Source organism: Streptomyces sp. NPDC043853, assembly GCF_056436025.1.
The window spans coordinates 151,810-167,816 of sequence record NZ_JBWKDJ010000010.1; the positions used below are offsets into that span (position 1 = coordinate 151,810).

Here is a 16,007-nt window from a genome sequence, read left to right on the forward strand (position 1 = left end):
GGCCCCGCCGCTACGCCTCCGGGGCCGTGGACGCCAGGAGCGTCCGCAGCAGGCCCGTCAGACGGGTGGTGCGCGGTTTCGCGGTGATCTCCGCGACCGCCTTCGGCAGGGCCTGATCCACACCGTGCACCACGGACAGGTGCCGCTCGGCCCGGCCGAAAGCCGTGTACACCCAGTCCCGGGACAGCACGTCCGCCGCGTCGCCCGGCAGCACGACGACCACGGCCGACCGGCGCGTGCCGACCGCCTGGTGCGCGGTCACCGCCCAGCCGTGCCGCACCTGCGAGGCCACCCGCTCCTTCGGGACGACCGTCCGCCCGCCCGCGGCACCGCCGTCCAGGTGGAGCCCCTCGGCGTCCGCCGACACCACCGTGGCCGGGACGGCCCGCCCGGGGGAGGGGACGTGGACGACCCGGTCGCCCGGGTCGAAGCCGCCGAACCGGCCGGGGCCGGGGTTGAGCCGTTCCTTCAGGGCCGCGTTGAGCGCCCGCGTCCCCGCGGAGCCGCCGTGCCCCGGGGTGATCACCAGGACGTCGTCCGGCCGGGTCCCGAACGCCCGCGGTACGGACTCGGCGACCAGCTGCACCGTACGGTGCACGGCCTCGGCGGCGTCCCGCACCGGAACGATCACGACCTCCTTGCCGGGCGCCTCCACCTGGTGCAGCTCGCCGATGCCGATCCCCGAGACCAGCTCGCCCAGCGGACCCGGGTCGGGCGTACGGGACACCACCTGTGGGCAGGCCCGCGCCGCGAGCAGGTCCGCGAACACCCGGCCGGCGCCGGCCGACCCGAGTACGGCCGGGTCCCCGGACAGCACCAGCCGGGCCCCGTCCGGCACGGACTCGACCAGCGCGGCCGCGCTCTCCACGTCGAGCTGCGGCGCGTCCAGCACGATCAGCAGGTCCAGTTCCCACTGGCCGTCGGCGTCCCGCCGCGGCCCCTCGGCACCCGCGAGCAGCCCCGCGACGGTCACCGCGCCGGGGGCCGGGGCGTGCGCGGCCAGGCAGGCGCGCAGCCCCAGGTCGCCGGCGGCGGCGAACAGGGCGCGGGGTTCCGCACGGGCGGCCTCTCCGCCGGTGTGCGTGACCAGGCCGTGCCCGGCCGCCGCGCGGATCAGCTCGGCGGCGGACGGGCCGGGCGCGGAGCCGGCCGCGTCCGACCAGTCGGCCGGGGCGGTGAAGGTGTTGATCAGGCGGGCGAGACCGTCCGCGAGGCTCTCCTCGGCCAGCGCGGCGGACTCCAGGCCCACCAGGACCCGGACCGGCTGCTCCTCGCCCTCCGGCACCGGTTCGCCGACCGGCTCCTGGAAGACCAGGACGGTGCCGTCGCCGATGGCCTGCTCCAGGGCCTCCTCCGGGTCCGGTACGCCGTACTGGGCGAGCGCGGACCGCAGGACGGCGGCGTCCAGCGCGGTGTGCCCCTTGACGGCGGCCTGCGCGAGCAGCCAGCCGACGAGGGCCGCGGTACGGCGCTCGTCGCCCGGGCCGCAGTCCGGGCCGAGGAGGGAGCGGGCGAAGCCGTCGGCCTGGGAGGGGCGGACGCCGGGAACGGACAGCAACTGCCAGGGGTCGGCGGAGAGGTGTTCCGCGGCGCCTTCGCCGAGTACCTCGGCGGCCTGGGCGGCCAGCCCCTCGGGCGCGCCGGCCCGGCCGAGCAGGGCGCGTACCGCCGCGACGGCCTCGGCGGAGGCGGGGGTGCGGGTGGGGCGGGCGGCCGGCGGCTCCGGGACCGGGGGCTGCGGGGGAGTGGCGGGCCGGCGCGGCTCCGTCGGCGCCGCGTCGTCGAAGTACCGCGCGGACGGCTTCTCCCCGCTCTCCACGGCGCGTACGGCGGCCATCAGGTCGGCGGCCCTTCCGCTGAGCTTGGCCCCGGCATCGATCGGAGCCTCCCGCTCCGCCCTCCGTCGGGCGATCCGCTCCCGCTCGAACTTCTGCGCCGCGAGCTCGGCCTCGGCCTCGCTCAGCTCCGACGCCTTGGCCTCAGCCGTCCCGGCTTCGGCCCCGTCGGCCCGGCCTTCGGCTTCGTCTTCGGCCTCCGCCTTGGCCTCAGCCGTCCCGGCTTCGGCCCCTTCGGCCTCCGCCTCTGCCTCGGCCGTGGCCTTCGCCTCCGCCGCGGCCTGCGCCCGAGCGTCGGCCTCCCCGGCCTCGGCCCGGGCTTCGTCTGCCTCGGTCTCGGCGCCGTCGGCTTTGCCTTCGTCTTCCGCTGCAGGGTCGTCTGCGCCTTCCGCCGCCTGCGTCTCGGCCCCTTCGGCCTCCGCCTGAGCGTCGGCCTCCCGGGCCTCGCCGGCTTCCGCCTGAGCGTTGACCTCCCCGAGATCGGCCCCGGTGTCGGCCCCGGGTTCGTCGGCCTCGGCCCCGGGTTCGGCTTCGTCGGTGGCGGCCTCGACCGTGGGCTCCGCCGCCTCGTCCGTCTGCGGGGCGTGGCCGTCCTGCGCCGCGGTCCCGGCCTCCGGCGCCGCGGACGGGCCTGCGGTGTCGGGTTCGGCCGGGACGGCCTCGGGCTCCGGCGCAGCCGGGGATTCGGGCCGTTCCGTACTCACAGCGTGCTCCAGTCCTGGTCGGGGTAGCGGTGGACCGGCGCCGACACATCGTCCAGCGCCTGGCGGATCTCCTCCGGAAGACTAAGGGTCTCCACCGACAGCGCCTCGCTGAGCTGCGAGGACGTCCGGGCGCCGACGATCGGCGCGGCCACCGCGGGGCGGTCCCGGACCCAGGCCAGCGCCACTTGGAGCGGGGTCACGGCCAGCCCGTTCGCCGCGGTGGCCACCGCGTCCACGATCCGGCTCGCGGTGTCGTCCAGGTACGGGTCGACGAACGCGGCCATCGTCTCCGACGCGCCCCGCGAATCGGCCGGAACCCCGGAGCGGTACTTGCCGGTGAGGACCCCGCGGCCGAGCGGGGAAGAGGGGAGGAGGCCGACCCCCAGGTCCAGCGCGGCCGGGAGCACCTCCCGCTCCACGCCCCGCTGCAGCAGCGAGTACTCCATCTGCGTCGACGCCAGCCGGGTCCGCGCGCCCGGCACGGCCAGCTGCCAGGTCGCCGCCTTGGCCAGCTGCCAGCCGGAGAACCCCGCCACCCCCGCGTACCGGGCGCGGCCGCTGCTCACCGCCAGGTCCAGCGCCTGCAGGGTCTCCTCCAGCGGGGTCGCCGGGTCGAAGGCGTGGACCTGCCACAGGTCCACGTAGTCGGTGCCCATCCGGGCCAGCGAGGCGTCCAGCGCCGCCAGCAGGTGCCCGCGCGAGCCGTCGACCCGCCGGTCCGGGGCGCGCACCGAGCCGGACTTGGTGGCCAGCACCAGGTCCTCGCGCGGGACCAGCCCCCCGACCAGCTGTCCCAGCAGGTACTCGGCCTCCCCGCCGCCGTACACGTCGGCCGTGTCGACCAGCGTGCCCCCCGCCTCCCAGAAGGCCTTCAACTGTTCCGCGGCGGCTTGGTCGTCCCCCGCCCCACCCCCGGCGGCCCGCCCCCACGTCAGCGTTCCGAGGCCGATCCGGGACACGCGCAGGCCGGTCCGGCCGAGATGCCTCTGCTCCATGGGCGTGAGACTACTGGGGCGCTGTCGGAGGGGACCCCGGCGCGCTAGAGTCCCCGCAGACCTGTGTTACTGATCGGTAAACCGGCAGGGAAGCCAGTAAGGGGAGCAGTTATGCGGCTCGGCATCAATCTCGGCTACTGGGGTGCGGGCATGGACGCCGACAACCTCGAGGTGGCCAAGGAGGCGGACCGCCTCGGCTACGAGGTCTGCTGGGCCGCCGAGGCGTACGGCTCCGACGCCCCGACCGTGCTCGCGTGGGTGGCCGCGCAGACCGAGCGCATCGACGTCGGCTCGGCGATCATGCAGATCCCGGCCCGGCAGCCCGCCATGACGGCCATGACCGCGGCCACCCTCGACTCGCTCTCCGGCGGCCGATTCCGGCTCGGCCTCGGCGTCTCCGGGCCCCAGGTCTCCGAGGGCTGGTACGGGGTGAAGTTCGACAAGCCGCTCGCCCGGACCCGCGAGTACGTCGAGATCGTCCGCAAGGCGATGAGCCGCGAGCGGCTGACCCACGACGGCGAGCACTGGACCCTCCCGCTGCCCGGCGGTCCGGGCAAGCCGATCAAGCTGACCGTGCACCCGACCCGGCCGCACATCCCGCTGTACATCGCGGCCATCGGCCCCAAGAACCTGGAGCAGACCGGCGAGATCGCGGACGGCGCCCTGCTGATCTTCCCCGCCGCCGCGCACCTGGAGGAGACCGCCCTGCGGCACATCCGGGCCGGCCGGGAGAAGGCCGGGCTCACCATGGAGGGCTTCGACGTCTGCCCCACCGTGCCGCTCGCCGTCGGCGAGGACGTGACGGGCCTCGCCGACATGTTCCGCCCCTACACCGCCCTCTACGTCGGCGGTATGGGCAGCCGGAAGCAGAACTTCTACAACCAGCTGGCCCGGCGCATGGGCTACGAGAAGGAGGCCGCCGAGGTCCAGGACAAGTACCTGGCCGGCGACAAGCAGGGCGCGGCCGCCGCCGTCCCGCACTCGCTGATCGACTCCACCACCCTGCTGGGCTCCGTCGAGCGGATCGCCGACGGGATGCGCGCCTACGCGGACGCCGGGGTCACCACGCTCACCCTCGCCCCGGCCGGCTTCACCCTGGACGAGCGCCTCACCGCCCTCCGGGCCGGCGTCGAGGCCCTGGAACTCGCCGGCCTCGCCTGATCCCGCACCTCGTCCCGGCCTGAGCCCGGAACCGGGCCCGCCCCACCGCGGCGGGCCCGGCCGGATCCGGAAGGAGCCCAGCGGCCGTGGTGGGGGCTCGGGGGTCTTCCCCGCCACGGCCGTCACCCCCAACAACGCACGGCCCGCCCGCCGGGTTACGCCTCCTCCGCCACCCCTTCGCATCCTTCGTTCGGCCCAGTCGTCCGGCGTATCGGGTTGCCCGTCGACCCCATCGCGACTTCAGTGAGGTACTACGAGGCCCTACGAGCCGGTACGACGTACTGCCGGGGGTGTCCCCGCACGGAGGTGGCCCATGCTCTCTGCCCGCAGCCTGTTCCAGGAGATCGTCGACAACGACGAGTCCTTCCAGCTGTTCTGCTCCATCGCCGCGAGCGGTGAGGCCCAGGGCGGCTGGGAGAACGGCCGGATCGCGGCCCTGGTCCCGGAGAGCATGCGCGACATGGCCCCCAAGATCACCCGGCACGGGGCGGACGAGGACAAGCACGGCCGGATCTTCACCGCCCTGCTCCGCAAGCGGGGACTGCCGGCGGTCCCGGTCCCGCCGGAGACCGACTACACCATGCTGCTGGAACGCCGCGGCATCGGCCTCGCGCACACCAAGCTGCGGGCCGACGAACCCCTCTCCGAACGGGACATCGTGGTCTACCTCGCCCACAGCCGGGTCACCGAACAGCGCGCCGCCGACCAGATGGACATGCTCGTCAAGGACTTCGGCGAACACCCCGAGCTCGGCAAGGCCATCAGCATGATCAGCAAGGACGAGACCAACCACCTCTCCTACTGCCACGAGGAGTTGCTCCGGCTCGCCCGGGCCGGGCACGGCCGCACCATCCAGCGGGTGCTGCGCGAGAGCGCCCTGGTCGAGATCGCGGTCTACCGGGAGGTCAGCCTGGCCGTCATGGACCACATGGGCCGCATCCTCAAGTGGCCCCGCCCGAAGGCCGCCCTGCTCGCCGCCGGCATCCGCGCCGTCTACGGGTACGAACGCTTCGCCGGCTGGCACCGCATGGTCAGCCTGGCCATGCCCGACCGCCGCGACGCCCTCGGCGGCCCGGTGGCCACCGCACCCGAGTTCGCCTGAGCCGCGGCGCAGCCCCGGACGCCTGCGACCGCTAAAGCCAGCCGCGCCGTTTGAACATCCGGTGCAGGCCGGCGCAGGCCGCCGCCATCAGGACCAGCACCAGCGGGTACGCCCACCACTGCGCGAGCTCGGGCATGTGCTCGAAGTTCATGCCGTAGATGCCCGCGACCATCGTCGGGACGGCGGCCATCGCCGCCCACGCCGAGATCTTCCGCACGTCGTCGTTCTGCCGCACGCCCATCTGCGCCAGGTGCGCCGCCAGGGCGTCCGACAGCAGCCGGTCCAGGCCCTCGATGTACTCGGTGGCCTTGGCCAGGTGGTCGGCGACGTCGCGGAAGAAGGGCTGCGCGTGCCCCTCCACGAACGGCACCCCGCCGAAGGCGAGCCGGTTCATCGGCTGGATCAGCGGGGTCGTGGCCCGCCGGAACTCCAGCACCTGCCGCTTGAAGCTGTAGATCCGCGCCGCGATCGACTTCGGGTCGGTGGGGTTCGGCGCGAACACGTCCGCCTCCACCTCCTCCATGTCGGCCTGGAGCTCGGCCGCGACCTCGATGTAGTGGTCCACCACCGCGTCGCTGACCGCGTACAGCACGGCCGTCGGCCCGTGCCTGAGCACCTCCGGCTCGTGCTCCAGCCGTCGGCGCACCGCCGAGAGCGCCCCGCCCTCGCCGTGCCGGACGGTCACCACGAAGGAATCGCCGACGAAGACCATCAGTTCGCCCGTCGTCACCGTGTCCGTGGTGTCGTCGTACAGCACCGGCTTGAGGACCACGAACAGCGAGTCGTCGTAGACCTCCAGCTTCGGCCGCTGGTGAGCGGTCAAGGCGTCCTCCACGGCGAGCGGGTGCAGGCCGAACTCGTGCCGGACGTGATCGAACTCCTTCTCGGTCGGCTCGTACATGCCGATCCACAGGAAGGCGTCCCCGCTCGCCCGTGCCTCCTCCAGGGCATCGGACAGGTCCTCCGGCCCCTCCGTCCGGCGGCCGTCCCGGTAGATGGCGCAGTCCACAATCACGCCGGGCATTCTTCCCTGCCCCGCCCCGACCCGCACCCCGGGCGCACCGCCTACCCTTGGCGCCATGGCCACGTTGATCCTCGTACGGCACGGGCGGTCCACCGCCAACACCGCAGGGCTGCTCGCCGGATGGACCCCCGGCGTGACCCTCGACGAGCGCGGCGCGGCCCAGGCCGCCGCGCTCCCGGAGCGGCTCGCCGGGCTGCCCCTGGCGGCCGCCGTCACCAGCCCCCTCGAACGCTGCGCGCAGACCCTGGAGCCACTGCTGGCGGCCCGCCCGGACCTTCCGTTGCACACCGACGAGCGAATCGGCGAATGCCACTACGGCGACTGGTCGGGCCGCAAACTCTCCGAACTGGCCGACGAGCCCCTGATGGACGTGGTCCAGCAGCACCCGTCCGCCGCCGCCTTCCCCGGCGGGGAGTCCATGCGGGCCATGCAGGCCCGCGCCGTGGACGCCGTACGGGACTGGAACGCCCGCATCGACGAACAGCACGGCACGGACGCCGTGTACCTGATGTGCTCGCACGGGGACATCATCAAGTCCCTTGTCGCCGACGCCCTCGGCATGCACCTGGACCTGTTCCAGCGCCTCCACGTCGACCCCTGCTCGGTCACCGCGATCCGCTACACCCGCACCCGCCCCTTCCTGCTCCGGCTGGGTGACACCGGGGACTTCGGCTCCCTCGCCCCCCGGGGCGGCAACACGGACAAACTCACGGAAGACGGCGGGAAAGCGGTGGTCGGGGGCGGCGCGGGCGCCGGGTGACCGAACGGTGCACGAGCGGGCGCAGTAGTGTGGACTGATCGACCCTGCCCAGAACGACCTTGCCGAGACTTGGAGACCGTCCGTGCCCCGTCAGGTGTTCCTCTACGACCCGCCGGACCGCTTCGTCGCGGGCACGGTCGGCCTGCCTGGACGCCGTACGTTCTTCCTGCAGGCATCGGCGGGTCCCCGGGTCACCAGCGTCGCGCTGGAGAAGACCCAGGTCGCCGCGCTCGCCGAGCGGATGGACGAGCTCCTCGACGAGGTCGTGCGCCGGACCGGCGGCAACGCGGCGGTGCCGGCCGTGGCACCGGCCGAGGCCAGCGACACCGCACCGCTGGACGTCCCCGTGGACGAGGAGTTCCGCGTCGGCACCATGGCCCTGGCCTGGGACGGCGAGGAACAGCGGATGATCGTCGAGGCCCAGGCCCTGGTCGAACTGGAGGCGGACTCCGAGGAGGACCTCGCCGAGGCCGAGGAGCGGCTCCTGCAGGACGAGGAGAACGGCCCGCCCATGCTCCGCGTCCGGCTCACCGGCGCGCAGGCCCGGGCCTTCGCCAAGCGCGCGCTGGACGTCGTCAACGCGGGCCGGCCGCCGTGCCCGCTGTGCAGCCTGCCCCTGGACCCGGAAGGACACGTGTGTCCGCGTCAGAACGGATACCGGCGGCAGGTGTGACCGCCGTGACCCCCGCCGGCTCCTCCCTGGTGGAGCTGCTCACCCACGGTGAGCTGACGGTCCGCGGCCGGATCCGGGAAGCCTCCAACGCGGTCCTGCTGTGCACGGCCAGCCTCGACGGCAGCACCGCCGCGTGCGTGTACAAGCCGGTCAAGGGCGAGCGCCCGCTGTGGGACTTCCCCGACGGCACCCTCGCCCAGCGCGAGGTCGCCGCCTACCTGGTCTCCGAGGCCACCGGATGGGGCCTGGTGCCGGTCACCGTGCTGCGCGACGGCCCCTACGGCGAGGGCATGGTCCAGCAGTGGATCGACCCGGGCGAGGCCCGCGAGCCCGGTGAGGGCGATACCGAGGACGGGCCGGACGGTGGCGGGCCGGACGGTGCCGGGGAAGGTGACGGGCTGCTCGCGCTGGTCGACGGCGAGGAGGCCGGGGACGGCTGGCGGCCGGTCGCCTTCGCCGAGGTCGGCGGCGGCCGCACCGCGCTGCTGGTGCACGCCGACGACGAGCGGCTGCGGCGGCTCGCCGTCCTCGACGCCGTGATCAACAACGGCGACCGGAAGGGCGGCCACCTGCTGCCGGACCGCGGCGGGCGGCTCTACGGCATCGACCACGGGGTCACCTTCCACGTGGAGGACAAGCTGCGGACCCTGCTGTGGGGGTGGGCGGGGGAACCCCTCACCGAGGAGGCGGTGGCCGTGCTCGGCTCGCTCTCCGGGCAGCTCGCCGAGGGAGGCCCGCTCGCCACCCGGCTGGGCGAACTGATCACCCCCGCCGAGGTGGCCGCAGTACGGGACCGGGTGGCGGTACTGCTGCGCACCGGGACGCATCCGGAGCCGTCCGGTCAGTGGCCGTCGATCCCCTGGCCGCCCGTCTGAGCGCGGTCTACGGCAGACGCGCGGCAACGCACAGATCGAGCCACTCCGCAAGAGTGCGGAACCAGCCATTCCCGGTAACGGTGCAGGTCCGGTTCGTTTACGGAATATCCGTCCGGTTAGGCTCGAGGCATGCATGCCTGGCCCGCTTCTGAGGTCCCCGCCCTGCCCGGCAAGGGCCGCGACCTCCAGATCCACGACACCGCGACCGGCGGACTGATCACCCTCAGTCCCGGTCCCGTCGCCCGTATCTACGTCTGCGGTATCACCCCGTACGACGCGACCCACATGGGTCACGCGGCGACCTACAACGCGTTCGACCTCGTTCAGCGCGTGTGGCTCGACACCAAGCGGCAGGTCCACTACGTCCAGAACGTCACCGACGTGGACGATCCGCTGCTGGAGCGGGCGATGCGCGACGGCCACGACTGGACCGAGCTCGCGGAGCGCGAGACCGCGCTGTTCCGCGAGGACATGACCGCCCTGCGGATGCTGCCGCCGCAGCACTACATCGGCGCGGTCGAGGCCATACCCGGGATCGTGCCGCTGGTGGAACGCCTGCGCGAGGTGGGCGCCGCCTACGAGCTGGACGGCGACATCTACTTCTCCGTCGAGGCCGACCCGCACTTCGGGTCGGTCTCGGGGCTCGACGCCGAGGCGATGCGCCTGCTGTCCGCAGAGCGCGGCGGCGACCCGGAGCGGCCCGGCAAGAAGAACCCCGTCGACCCGATGCTGTGGATGGCGGCGCGGGACGGGGAGCCCAGCTGGGACGGCGCCTCGCTGGGGCGCGGCCGCCCCGGCTGGCACATCGAGTGCGTCGCCATCGCGCTGGAGCACCTCGGGATGGGCTTCGACATCCAGGGCGGCGGCTCCGACCTGGCGTTCCCGCACCACGAGATGGGTGCCTCGCACGCGCAGGTGCTGACGGGCGAGTTCCCGATGGCCACGGCGTACGTGCACGCGGGCATGGTCGCGCTGCACGGCGAGAAGATGTCGAAGTCGAAGGGGAACCTGGTCTTCGTCTCGGCGCTGCGCCGGGCCGGGGTGGACCCGGTGGCGATCCGCCTCGCCCTGCTCTCGCACCACTACCGGGCGGACTGGGAGTGGACCGACGAGGTCCTGGCCGAGGCGGAGGCCCGCCTCGGGCGCTGGCGCGCGGCGGTGTCCCGGCCGGACGGCCCGTCCGCGGACGCGCTGGTCGAGGAGGTCCGCGCGGCCCTGGCGAACGACCTGGACGCGCCGACGGCCCTGGCGGCGGTCGACCGCTGGGCGGCCCTCCAGGACGCGGAGGGCGGCGAGGACGAGTCGGCCCCCGGGCTGGTCTCGCGGACGGTCGACGCGTTGCTGGGCGTGGCCCTGTAGGTCCGCTGCGCGGAGCGTTATCCCTCCCCTTCCCGAAACCGGGGGCGGTGCCCGTCGGACCCCCGGCGGGCCCCGGCCCCCGCATCACGAACGCCGGTGGGCCGGAACTGCTCAGCAGTTCCGGCCCACCGGCGTTCGTGCAGGGGGTCCGGGGCGGAGCCCCGGTTTCGGGACTGAGGTCCCCCCGGACGGCGTCCGGGGGAGGGCGGGGAGGGGACATCGCCCCGCGCAGCGGTCAGCCCGGCGAGTCCTCGTCGGAGTCCGCCGGCCCCTCCGGCCCCGGCTTCGGCTTCGGCTGGGGGCGGCCCCCGCTCGACGGGTCGCGGAAGTACGACCCGTCACCGGCGCCGCCCGGATCGGGCGCGGGGTCGCGCCGCCGCAGGTAGCGCTCGAACTCGCGGGCGATGGCCTCGCCGGACGCCTCCGGCAGGTCCGCCGTGTCCCGGGCCTCCTCCAGCGTCTGCACGTACTCGGCGACCTCGCTGTCCTCCGCCGCCAGCTGGTCCACGCCCAGCTGCCAGGCCCTCGCGTCCTCCGGCAGCTCGCCCAGCGGGATCCGGATGTCGATCAGGTCCTCGAGGCGGTTGAGGAGCGCCAGCGTCGCCTTCGGGTTCGGCGGCTGCGAGACGTAGTGGGGGACCGCCGCCCACAGGGAGACGGCCGGGACGCCGGCGTGCGTGCACGCCTCCTGCAGGATGCCGACGATGCCCGTCGGCCCCTCGTACCGGGTCTCCTCCAGGTCCATGGTCCGCGCCAGGTCCGGGTCCGAGGTGACCCCGCTGACCGGCACCGGGCGGGTGTGCGGGGTGTCGCCCAGCAGCGCGCCCAGGATGACCACCATCTCGACGCCCAGTTCGTGGGCGAAGCCGAGGAGCTCGTTGCAGAACGACCGCCAGCGCATGGACGGTTCGATGCCCCGCACCAGGACCAGGTCGCGCGGCTTCGCGCCGCCGATCCGGACCACCGAGAGCCGGGTCGTCGGCCAGGTGATCTTGCGCACGCCGTTGTCCAGCCACACCGTCGGCCGGTTGACCTGGAAGTCGTAGTAGTCCTCGGCGTCCAGCGCCGCGAAGACCTCGCCCTTCCATTCCCGGTCCAGATGCGCGACCGCACCGGAGGCCGCGTCGCCCGCGTCGTTCCAGCCTTCGAACGCGGCCACCATGACCGGGTCGATCAGCTCGGGCACGCCCTCAAGCTCGATCACCCAGGTCTCCTTCCGAAGTTCCTCGTGTACAAGGGGTCAGCCTATGCCTTGAGGGGACGGCCGCCACACCCCGCGTGACGCCATGACGAAGGGGCGGTTCCCTCAGGAACCGCCCCTGCCCAGTGGCCGGGTGGGCTACGCCTTCGCGGCCAGCATCTCCGCGACCCGGGCCCGCACGGCCTCGTCGTCCAGGCCGCGTACGGTCACCGTCGTACGGCGGCGCAGCACGTCGTCCACCGTCTGCGCCCACTCGTAGTCGCGGGCGTAGGCGACCTGTGCCCAGATCTCCGGGCCGTCCTCGTGGATGCGCTCGCCCAGCGCGGGGTCCTCGTTGACCAGGCGGGCGATGTCGAAGGCCAGCGAGCCGTAGTGGGAGGCCAGGTGCCGGGCGGTGAGCGGGTCCATCCGCATGCCCGGCTCGCGGTCCACCAGCAGGCGGTGCGCGACCGCGTTGGGGTTGGCGACACCGGGCAGCGGGACCCGGCGCACCAGGGACTTCACCGGCTCCATGTCCTCGGTCAGCGGGCTGCCCGGAAGCTTCGCCAGCTTGTCCATGACCACGCGGCCGATGTGCCGGTAGGTGGTCCACTTGCCGCCGGCCACCGACAGCATGCCGCCCGCGCCCTCGGTGACCACCGTCTCGCGCTTGGCCTGGGCCACGTTGCCCGGACCGCCGGGCAGCACGCGCAGGCCGGCGAAGGCGTAGGTCATCAGGGAGCGGTCGAGGTCGGTGTCCTTGATGGAGAACGCGGCCTCGTCCAGGATCTGCTGGATGTCGGCCTCGGTGGCCCGCACGTCCGCCGGGTCGCCCTCGTACTGGGTGTCGGTGGTGCCGAGCAGGAGCTGGTCCTCCCACGGCAGGGCGAAGGTGATGCGGTACTTGTCGATCGGGGTGGCCATGGCGGCCTTCCACGGCGACTTCCGCTTCATGACGATGTGAGCGCCCTTGGACAGGCGGATCGACGGCATCGAGTGCTTGTCTTCCATGCGCCGCAGGTGGTCCACCCACGGGCCGGTGGCGTTGAGCACGACGCGTGCGTCGACCCCGAACTCGGTGCCGTCCAGGCGGTCCTTGAGCTCGGCGCCGGTCACCCGGCCCTTCGTCATGCGCAGGCCGGTGACCTCGGCGTGGTTGAGGACCACCGCGCCGGACTCGACGGCCGCGCGGACCGTCATGACCGCGACGCGGGAGTCGTTCATCTGGTGGTCGTAGTAGACCGCGACGGCCTTGAGGTTGTCCGTCTTCAGACCGGGGTTGTCGGCGGCGGCACGGGCCGGGGATATGACCTTGCCCATGCCGTCGCCGAAGGCCGAGAGGGCGGAGTACGCGAACACGCCCGCGCCCAGCTTGGCCGCCCCCACCGGACCGCCCTTGTAGACCGGCAGGTAGAAGGTGAGCGGGTTGACCAGGTGCGGGGCCACGTCCTTGGCCAGCACCCGCCGCTCGTGGTGGTTCTCGGCGACCAGCTTGACCGCGCCGGTCTGCAGGTAGCGCAGACCGCCGTGGACCAGCTTGGAGGAGGCCGAGGAGGTGGCGCCGGCGAAGTCGCCGGCGTCCACCATGGCGACCCGCAGGCCCGACTGCGCGGCGTGCCAGGCCACCGAGGTGCCCAGGATTCCGCCACCGATGACCAGCAGGTCGTACGTGGCCTTCGCCAGCTGCTCGCGGGTCTCGGCACGGCTCGGGTTCGAACCGGCGGTCGGGTGCGTGCCCAGGGCGGGCACGCTCTGCAGGCTGCTCATTGTCTTAGCTCCTCGTCGTCGCTTGCGCCGGCACCGGACGGTCGGGCCGGCAGGCTTGCGTCAGCCGATCGCGATCAGCTGGCGTCTTCGTCGTCGACCCAGCCCATGGTCCGCTCCACGGCCTTGAGCCAGCTCTTGTACTCGCGCTCCCGCTGGTCCTCGGGCATCCGCGGGGTCCACTCCGCGGCCCGCCGCCAGTTGGCGCGCAGGGCGTCGGTGTCGGGCCAGAAGCCGACGGCCAGGCCGGCGGCGTAGGCGGCACCGAGGCAGGTGGTCTCGGCGACCATGGGACGGACCACGGGGGCGTCCAGGAAGTCCGAGAGGGTCTGCATCAGCAGGTTGTTGGAGGTCATGCCGCCGTCGACCTTCAGGGCGCTGAGCTCGACGCCCGAGTCCTTGGTCATGGCGTCGGTGATCTCGCGGGTCTGCCAGGCGGTGGCCTCCAGTACGGCACGGGCGATGTGCGCCTTGGTGACGTACCGGGTGAGGCCGGCGATCACGCCGCGGGCGTCGGAGCGCCAGTACGGGGCGAACAGGCCGGAGAAGGCGGGCACGAAGTAGGCGCCGCCGTTGTCCTCGACGGAGGAGGCCAGGGTCTCGATCTCGGCCGCGGAGTTGATCAGGCCCATCTGGTCGCGCATCCACTGGACGAGCGAGCCGGTGACGGCGATGGAGCCCTCCAGGGCGTAGACCGGCTTCTCGTCGCCGATCTGGTAGCCGACCGTGGTCAGCAGGCCGCTGTAGGAGTTGATGATCTTGTCGCCGGTGTTCATCAGCATGAACGTTCCGGTGCCGTACGTGGACTTGGCCTCGCCCTCGGCGAAACAGGTCTGGCCGAACAGGGCGGCCTGCTGGTCACCGAGCGCCGAGGCGACCGGGACGCCGGCCAGGACGCCGTCCTTGACGTGGCCGTAGACCTCGGCGGAGGACTTGATCTCGGGGAGGACGTTGAGCGGGACGCCCATGGACTCCGCGATGCGCTCGTCCCACGCCAGGGTGTGCAGGTTCATGAGCATGGTGCGGGAGGCGTTGGTGACGTCGGTGACGTGTGCGCCGCCCTGCGCGCCGCCCGTGAGGTTCCAGATGACCCACGAGTCCATGGTGCCGAAGAGGATGTCGCCGGCCTCGGCGCGCGCCCGCAGGCCCTCGACGTTGTCGAGCAGCCAGCGGACCTTCGGACCCGCGAAGTAGCTCGCCAGCGGCAGGCCGGTCTCGCGGCGGAAGCGGTCCTGGCCGACGTTGCGGCCGAGCTCCTTGCACAGGGCGTCGGTGCGGGTGTCCTGCCAGACCAGCGCGTTGTGCACCGGCTCGCCGGTGTTCTTGTCCCACAGGACGGTGGTCTCGCGCTGGTTGGTGATGCCGACGGCCTTGACGTCCGCGGAGGTGATGCCGGCCTTGGCGATGGCCCCGGCGACGACCTCCTGGACGTTGGTCCAGATCTCGGTGGCGTCGTGCTCCACCCAGCCCGGCTTCGGGAAGATCTGCTCGTGCTCCTTCTGGTCGACGGCGACGATGCGGCCGTCGCGGTCGAAGACGATGCAGCGGGAGGAGGTGGTGCCCTGGTCGATCGCGGCGATGAAGGGACCGGTGCTGGTGGTCATGTGGCTGCTCCTGGCAAGTCTCGGAGTGGGCGGATGGCCGGCGCGGTCGGCGGGGGCCGATCGGCGCGCCGGCGGATCAGCAGATCAGCGGATCAGGCGAACGCGAGGTTGTACAGACCGCCGGCGAGCGCGGCGCCGATCAGCGGGCCGACCACCGGGATCCAGGAGTATCCCCAGTCCGAACCGCCCTTGTTGGGCAGCGGGAGCAGGGCGTGCACGATGCGCGGGCCGAGGTCGCGGACCGGGTTGATGGCGTAGCCGGTCGGGCCGCCCAGCGAGAGGCCGATGCCGACGACCACGAAGGAGGTGATCAGGACTCCGATGACGCCGAGGCCCTTGCCGTCGCCCTGCAGGCCCTGCGTGAGGATCGCGATGATCAGTACGAAGGTACCGATGATCTCGGTCGCGAGGTTCTGGACGACGTGACGGATTTCCGGGCCGGTGGAGAAAATTCCCAGGACCGGGCCGGCCTGGTCGTGGGGGTGGGGGTCCTCCGGGCCGAGCGTGGCGTCCTTGATGTGCTCCGGGTCGGACAGGTGCGCCCGGAACTGGCCGTAGTAGGCGATCCACATCAGCACGGAGCCCAGCATCGCGCCGAGCATCTGGCCGGCCAGGTAGACGGGGACGTCGCCCCATTCGCCGCTGGTGACGGCGATGCCGACGGTGACCGCCGGGTTCAGGTGCGCGCCGGAGAGCGGGGCGGACACGTAGGCCGCGATCAGGACGGCGAAGCCCCAGCCGAAGGTGATCGCGAGCCAGCCCGCGTTGCGGGCCTTGGAGCTCTTGAGGGTCAGCGCGGCGCAGACGCCGCCGCCGAGGAGGGTGAGCAGGGCGGTACCGATGGTCTCGCCGATGAAGATGTCGGAGCTGGTCACTCGCGACTCCTTTGTCCTACGTCCAGGGGGTGAGGGGACCCCGGATCCCGCCCGGGGTCCACGCACTGGGTCAGTGCTGTTCCGGTCCCGGCCTTG

The 16,007-nt window shown here is 73.1% G+C and carries 13 protein-coding genes; 6 read left to right on the forward strand and 7 right to left on the reverse strand.

Features of this window, described 5'->3' with window-relative positions; all coding sequences use genetic code 11:
• Window positions 1–10: 10 nt before the first annotated feature.
• Both AC067U_RS25225 and AC067U_RS25230 read right to left on the reverse strand, forming a co-directional pair.
• On the reverse strand, window positions 11–2,539 hold the full coding sequence (locus AC067U_RS25225; RefSeq protein ID WP_478832026.1) for a helix-hairpin-helix domain-containing protein: 2,529 nt from the start codon (window positions 2,537–2,539) through the stop codon (window positions 11–13).
• The gene (locus AC067U_RS25230) at window positions 2,536–3,534 is read right to left on the reverse strand and encodes an aldo/keto reductase (RefSeq protein WP_478832027.1); all 999 of its coding nucleotides are present in this window, start codon (window positions 3,532–3,534) and stop codon (window positions 2,536–2,538) included. The genes AC067U_RS25225 and AC067U_RS25230 overlap by 4 nt, the downstream gene beginning before the upstream one ends.
• A gap of 111 nt (window positions 3,535–3,645) precedes the next feature.
• Here AC067U_RS25230 and AC067U_RS25235 point away from each other — a divergent pair, with 111 nt between their 5' ends.
• Window positions 3,646–4,695 (forward strand): LLM class F420-dependent oxidoreductase, encoded by a 1,050-nt coding sequence (locus AC067U_RS25235; RefSeq protein ID WP_478832028.1) that lies wholly within the window; start codon window positions 3,646–3,648, stop codon window positions 4,693–4,695.
• Between the two features lie 313 nt (window positions 4,696–5,008).
• On the forward strand, window positions 5,009–5,797 hold the full coding sequence (locus AC067U_RS25240) for a ferritin-like domain-containing protein (RefSeq protein WP_478832029.1): 789 nt from the start codon (window positions 5,009–5,011) through the stop codon (window positions 5,795–5,797).
• A 31-nt stretch (window positions 5,798–5,828) separates the two neighbouring features.
• On the opposite strand, the gene AC067U_RS25245 is transcribed toward AC067U_RS25240, so the two are convergent.
• Window positions 5,829–6,821, reverse strand: a complete 993-nt coding sequence (locus AC067U_RS25245) for a magnesium and cobalt transport protein CorA (protein WP_478832030.1) — start codon at window positions 6,819–6,821, stop codon at window positions 5,829–5,831.
• Window positions 6,822–6,876: 55 nt separating this feature from the next.
• Here AC067U_RS25245 and AC067U_RS25250 point away from each other — a divergent pair, with 55 nt between their 5' ends.
• The 4 genes from AC067U_RS25250 to mshC all read left to right on the forward strand — a co-directional run bounded on the left by AC067U_RS25250 (window position 6,877) and on the right by mshC (window position 10,488).
• The gene (locus AC067U_RS25250; RefSeq protein ID WP_478832031.1) at window positions 6,877–7,581 is read left to right on the forward strand and encodes a histidine phosphatase family protein; all 705 of its coding nucleotides are present in this window, start codon (window positions 6,877–6,879) and stop codon (window positions 7,579–7,581) included.
• An 82-nt stretch (window positions 7,582–7,663) separates the two neighbouring features.
• Window positions 7,664–8,254, forward strand: a complete 591-nt coding sequence (locus AC067U_RS25255) for a DUF3090 domain-containing protein (RefSeq protein WP_478832032.1) — start codon at window positions 7,664–7,666, stop codon at window positions 8,252–8,254.
• A complete protein-coding gene (locus tag AC067U_RS25260; RefSeq protein ID WP_478832033.1) occupies window positions 8,251–9,129 on the forward strand; it encodes an SCO1664 family protein in 879 nt (292 codons plus the stop codon). The genes AC067U_RS25255 and AC067U_RS25260 overlap by 4 nt, the downstream gene beginning before the upstream one ends.
• Before the next feature lie 129 nt (window positions 9,130–9,258).
• Complete coding sequence (gene mshC, locus AC067U_RS25265; protein ID WP_478832034.1) at window positions 9,259–10,488, forward strand: cysteine--1-D-myo-inosityl 2-amino-2-deoxy-alpha-D-glucopyranoside ligase; 1,230 nt, start codon at window positions 9,259–9,261, stop codon at window positions 10,486–10,488.
• Window positions 10,489–10,723: 235 nt separating this feature from the next.
• Here mshC and AC067U_RS25270 read toward each other — a convergent pair whose 3' ends face one another.
• From AC067U_RS25270 to AC067U_RS25285, 4 genes are all read right to left on the reverse strand, one after another.
• Window positions 10,724–11,692: a PAC2 family protein gene (locus tag AC067U_RS25270; protein WP_478832035.1), complete on the reverse strand. Its 969-nt coding sequence runs from the start codon at window positions 11,690–11,692 to the stop codon at window positions 10,724–10,726.
• Between the two features lie 135 nt (window positions 11,693–11,827).
• Window positions 11,828–13,435 carry a glycerol-3-phosphate dehydrogenase/oxidase gene (locus AC067U_RS25275; protein WP_478832036.1) on the reverse strand — a complete coding sequence of 536 codons (1,608 nt, stop codon included), beginning with the start codon at window positions 13,433–13,435 and terminating at the stop codon, window positions 11,828–11,830.
• Between the two features lie 74 nt (window positions 13,436–13,509).
• The gene (gene glpK / locus AC067U_RS25280) at window positions 13,510–15,036 is read right to left on the reverse strand and encodes a glycerol kinase GlpK (protein WP_478832037.1); all 1,527 of its coding nucleotides are present in this window, start codon (window positions 15,034–15,036) and stop codon (window positions 13,510–13,512) included.
• A gap of 92 nt (window positions 15,037–15,128) precedes the next feature.
• Window positions 15,129–15,911 (reverse strand): MIP/aquaporin family protein, encoded by a 783-nt coding sequence (locus AC067U_RS25285; RefSeq protein WP_478832038.1) that lies wholly within the window; start codon window positions 15,909–15,911, stop codon window positions 15,129–15,131.
• Between the last annotated feature and the right edge of the window lie 96 nt (window positions 15,912–16,007).

What these genes read in the sequence shown, in the direction of transcription:
- AC067U_RS25230 (WP_478832027.1), bottom strand. Translation starts at nt 3,534, where the DNA reads ATGGAGCAGAGGCATCTCGGCCGGACCGGCCTGCGCGTGTCCCGGATC.
- AC067U_RS25235 (WP_478832028.1), top strand. Translation starts at nt 3,646, where the DNA reads ATGCGGCTCGGCATCAATCTCGGCTACTGGGGTGCGGGCATGGACGCC.
- AC067U_RS25240 (WP_478832029.1), top strand. Translation starts at nt 5,009, where the DNA reads ATGCTCTCTGCCCGCAGCCTGTTCCAGGAGATCGTCGACAACGACGAG.
- AC067U_RS25245 (WP_478832030.1), bottom strand. Translation starts at nt 6,821, where the DNA reads ATGCCCGGCGTGATTGTGGACTGCGCCATCTACCGGGACGGCCGCCGG.
- AC067U_RS25250 (WP_478832031.1), top strand. Translation starts at nt 6,877, where the DNA reads ATGGCCACGTTGATCCTCGTACGGCACGGGCGGTCCACCGCCAACACC.
- mshC (WP_478832034.1), top strand. Translation starts at nt 9,259, where the DNA reads ATGCATGCCTGGCCCGCTTCTGAGGTCCCCGCCCTGCCCGGCAAGGGC.
- AC067U_RS25275 (WP_478832036.1), bottom strand. Translation starts at nt 13,435, where the DNA reads ATGAGCAGCCTGCAGAGCGTGCCCGCCCTGGGCACGCACCCGACCGCC.
- glpK (WP_478832037.1), bottom strand. Translation starts at nt 15,036, where the DNA reads ATGACCACCAGCACCGGTCCCTTCATCGCCGCGATCGACCAGGGCACC.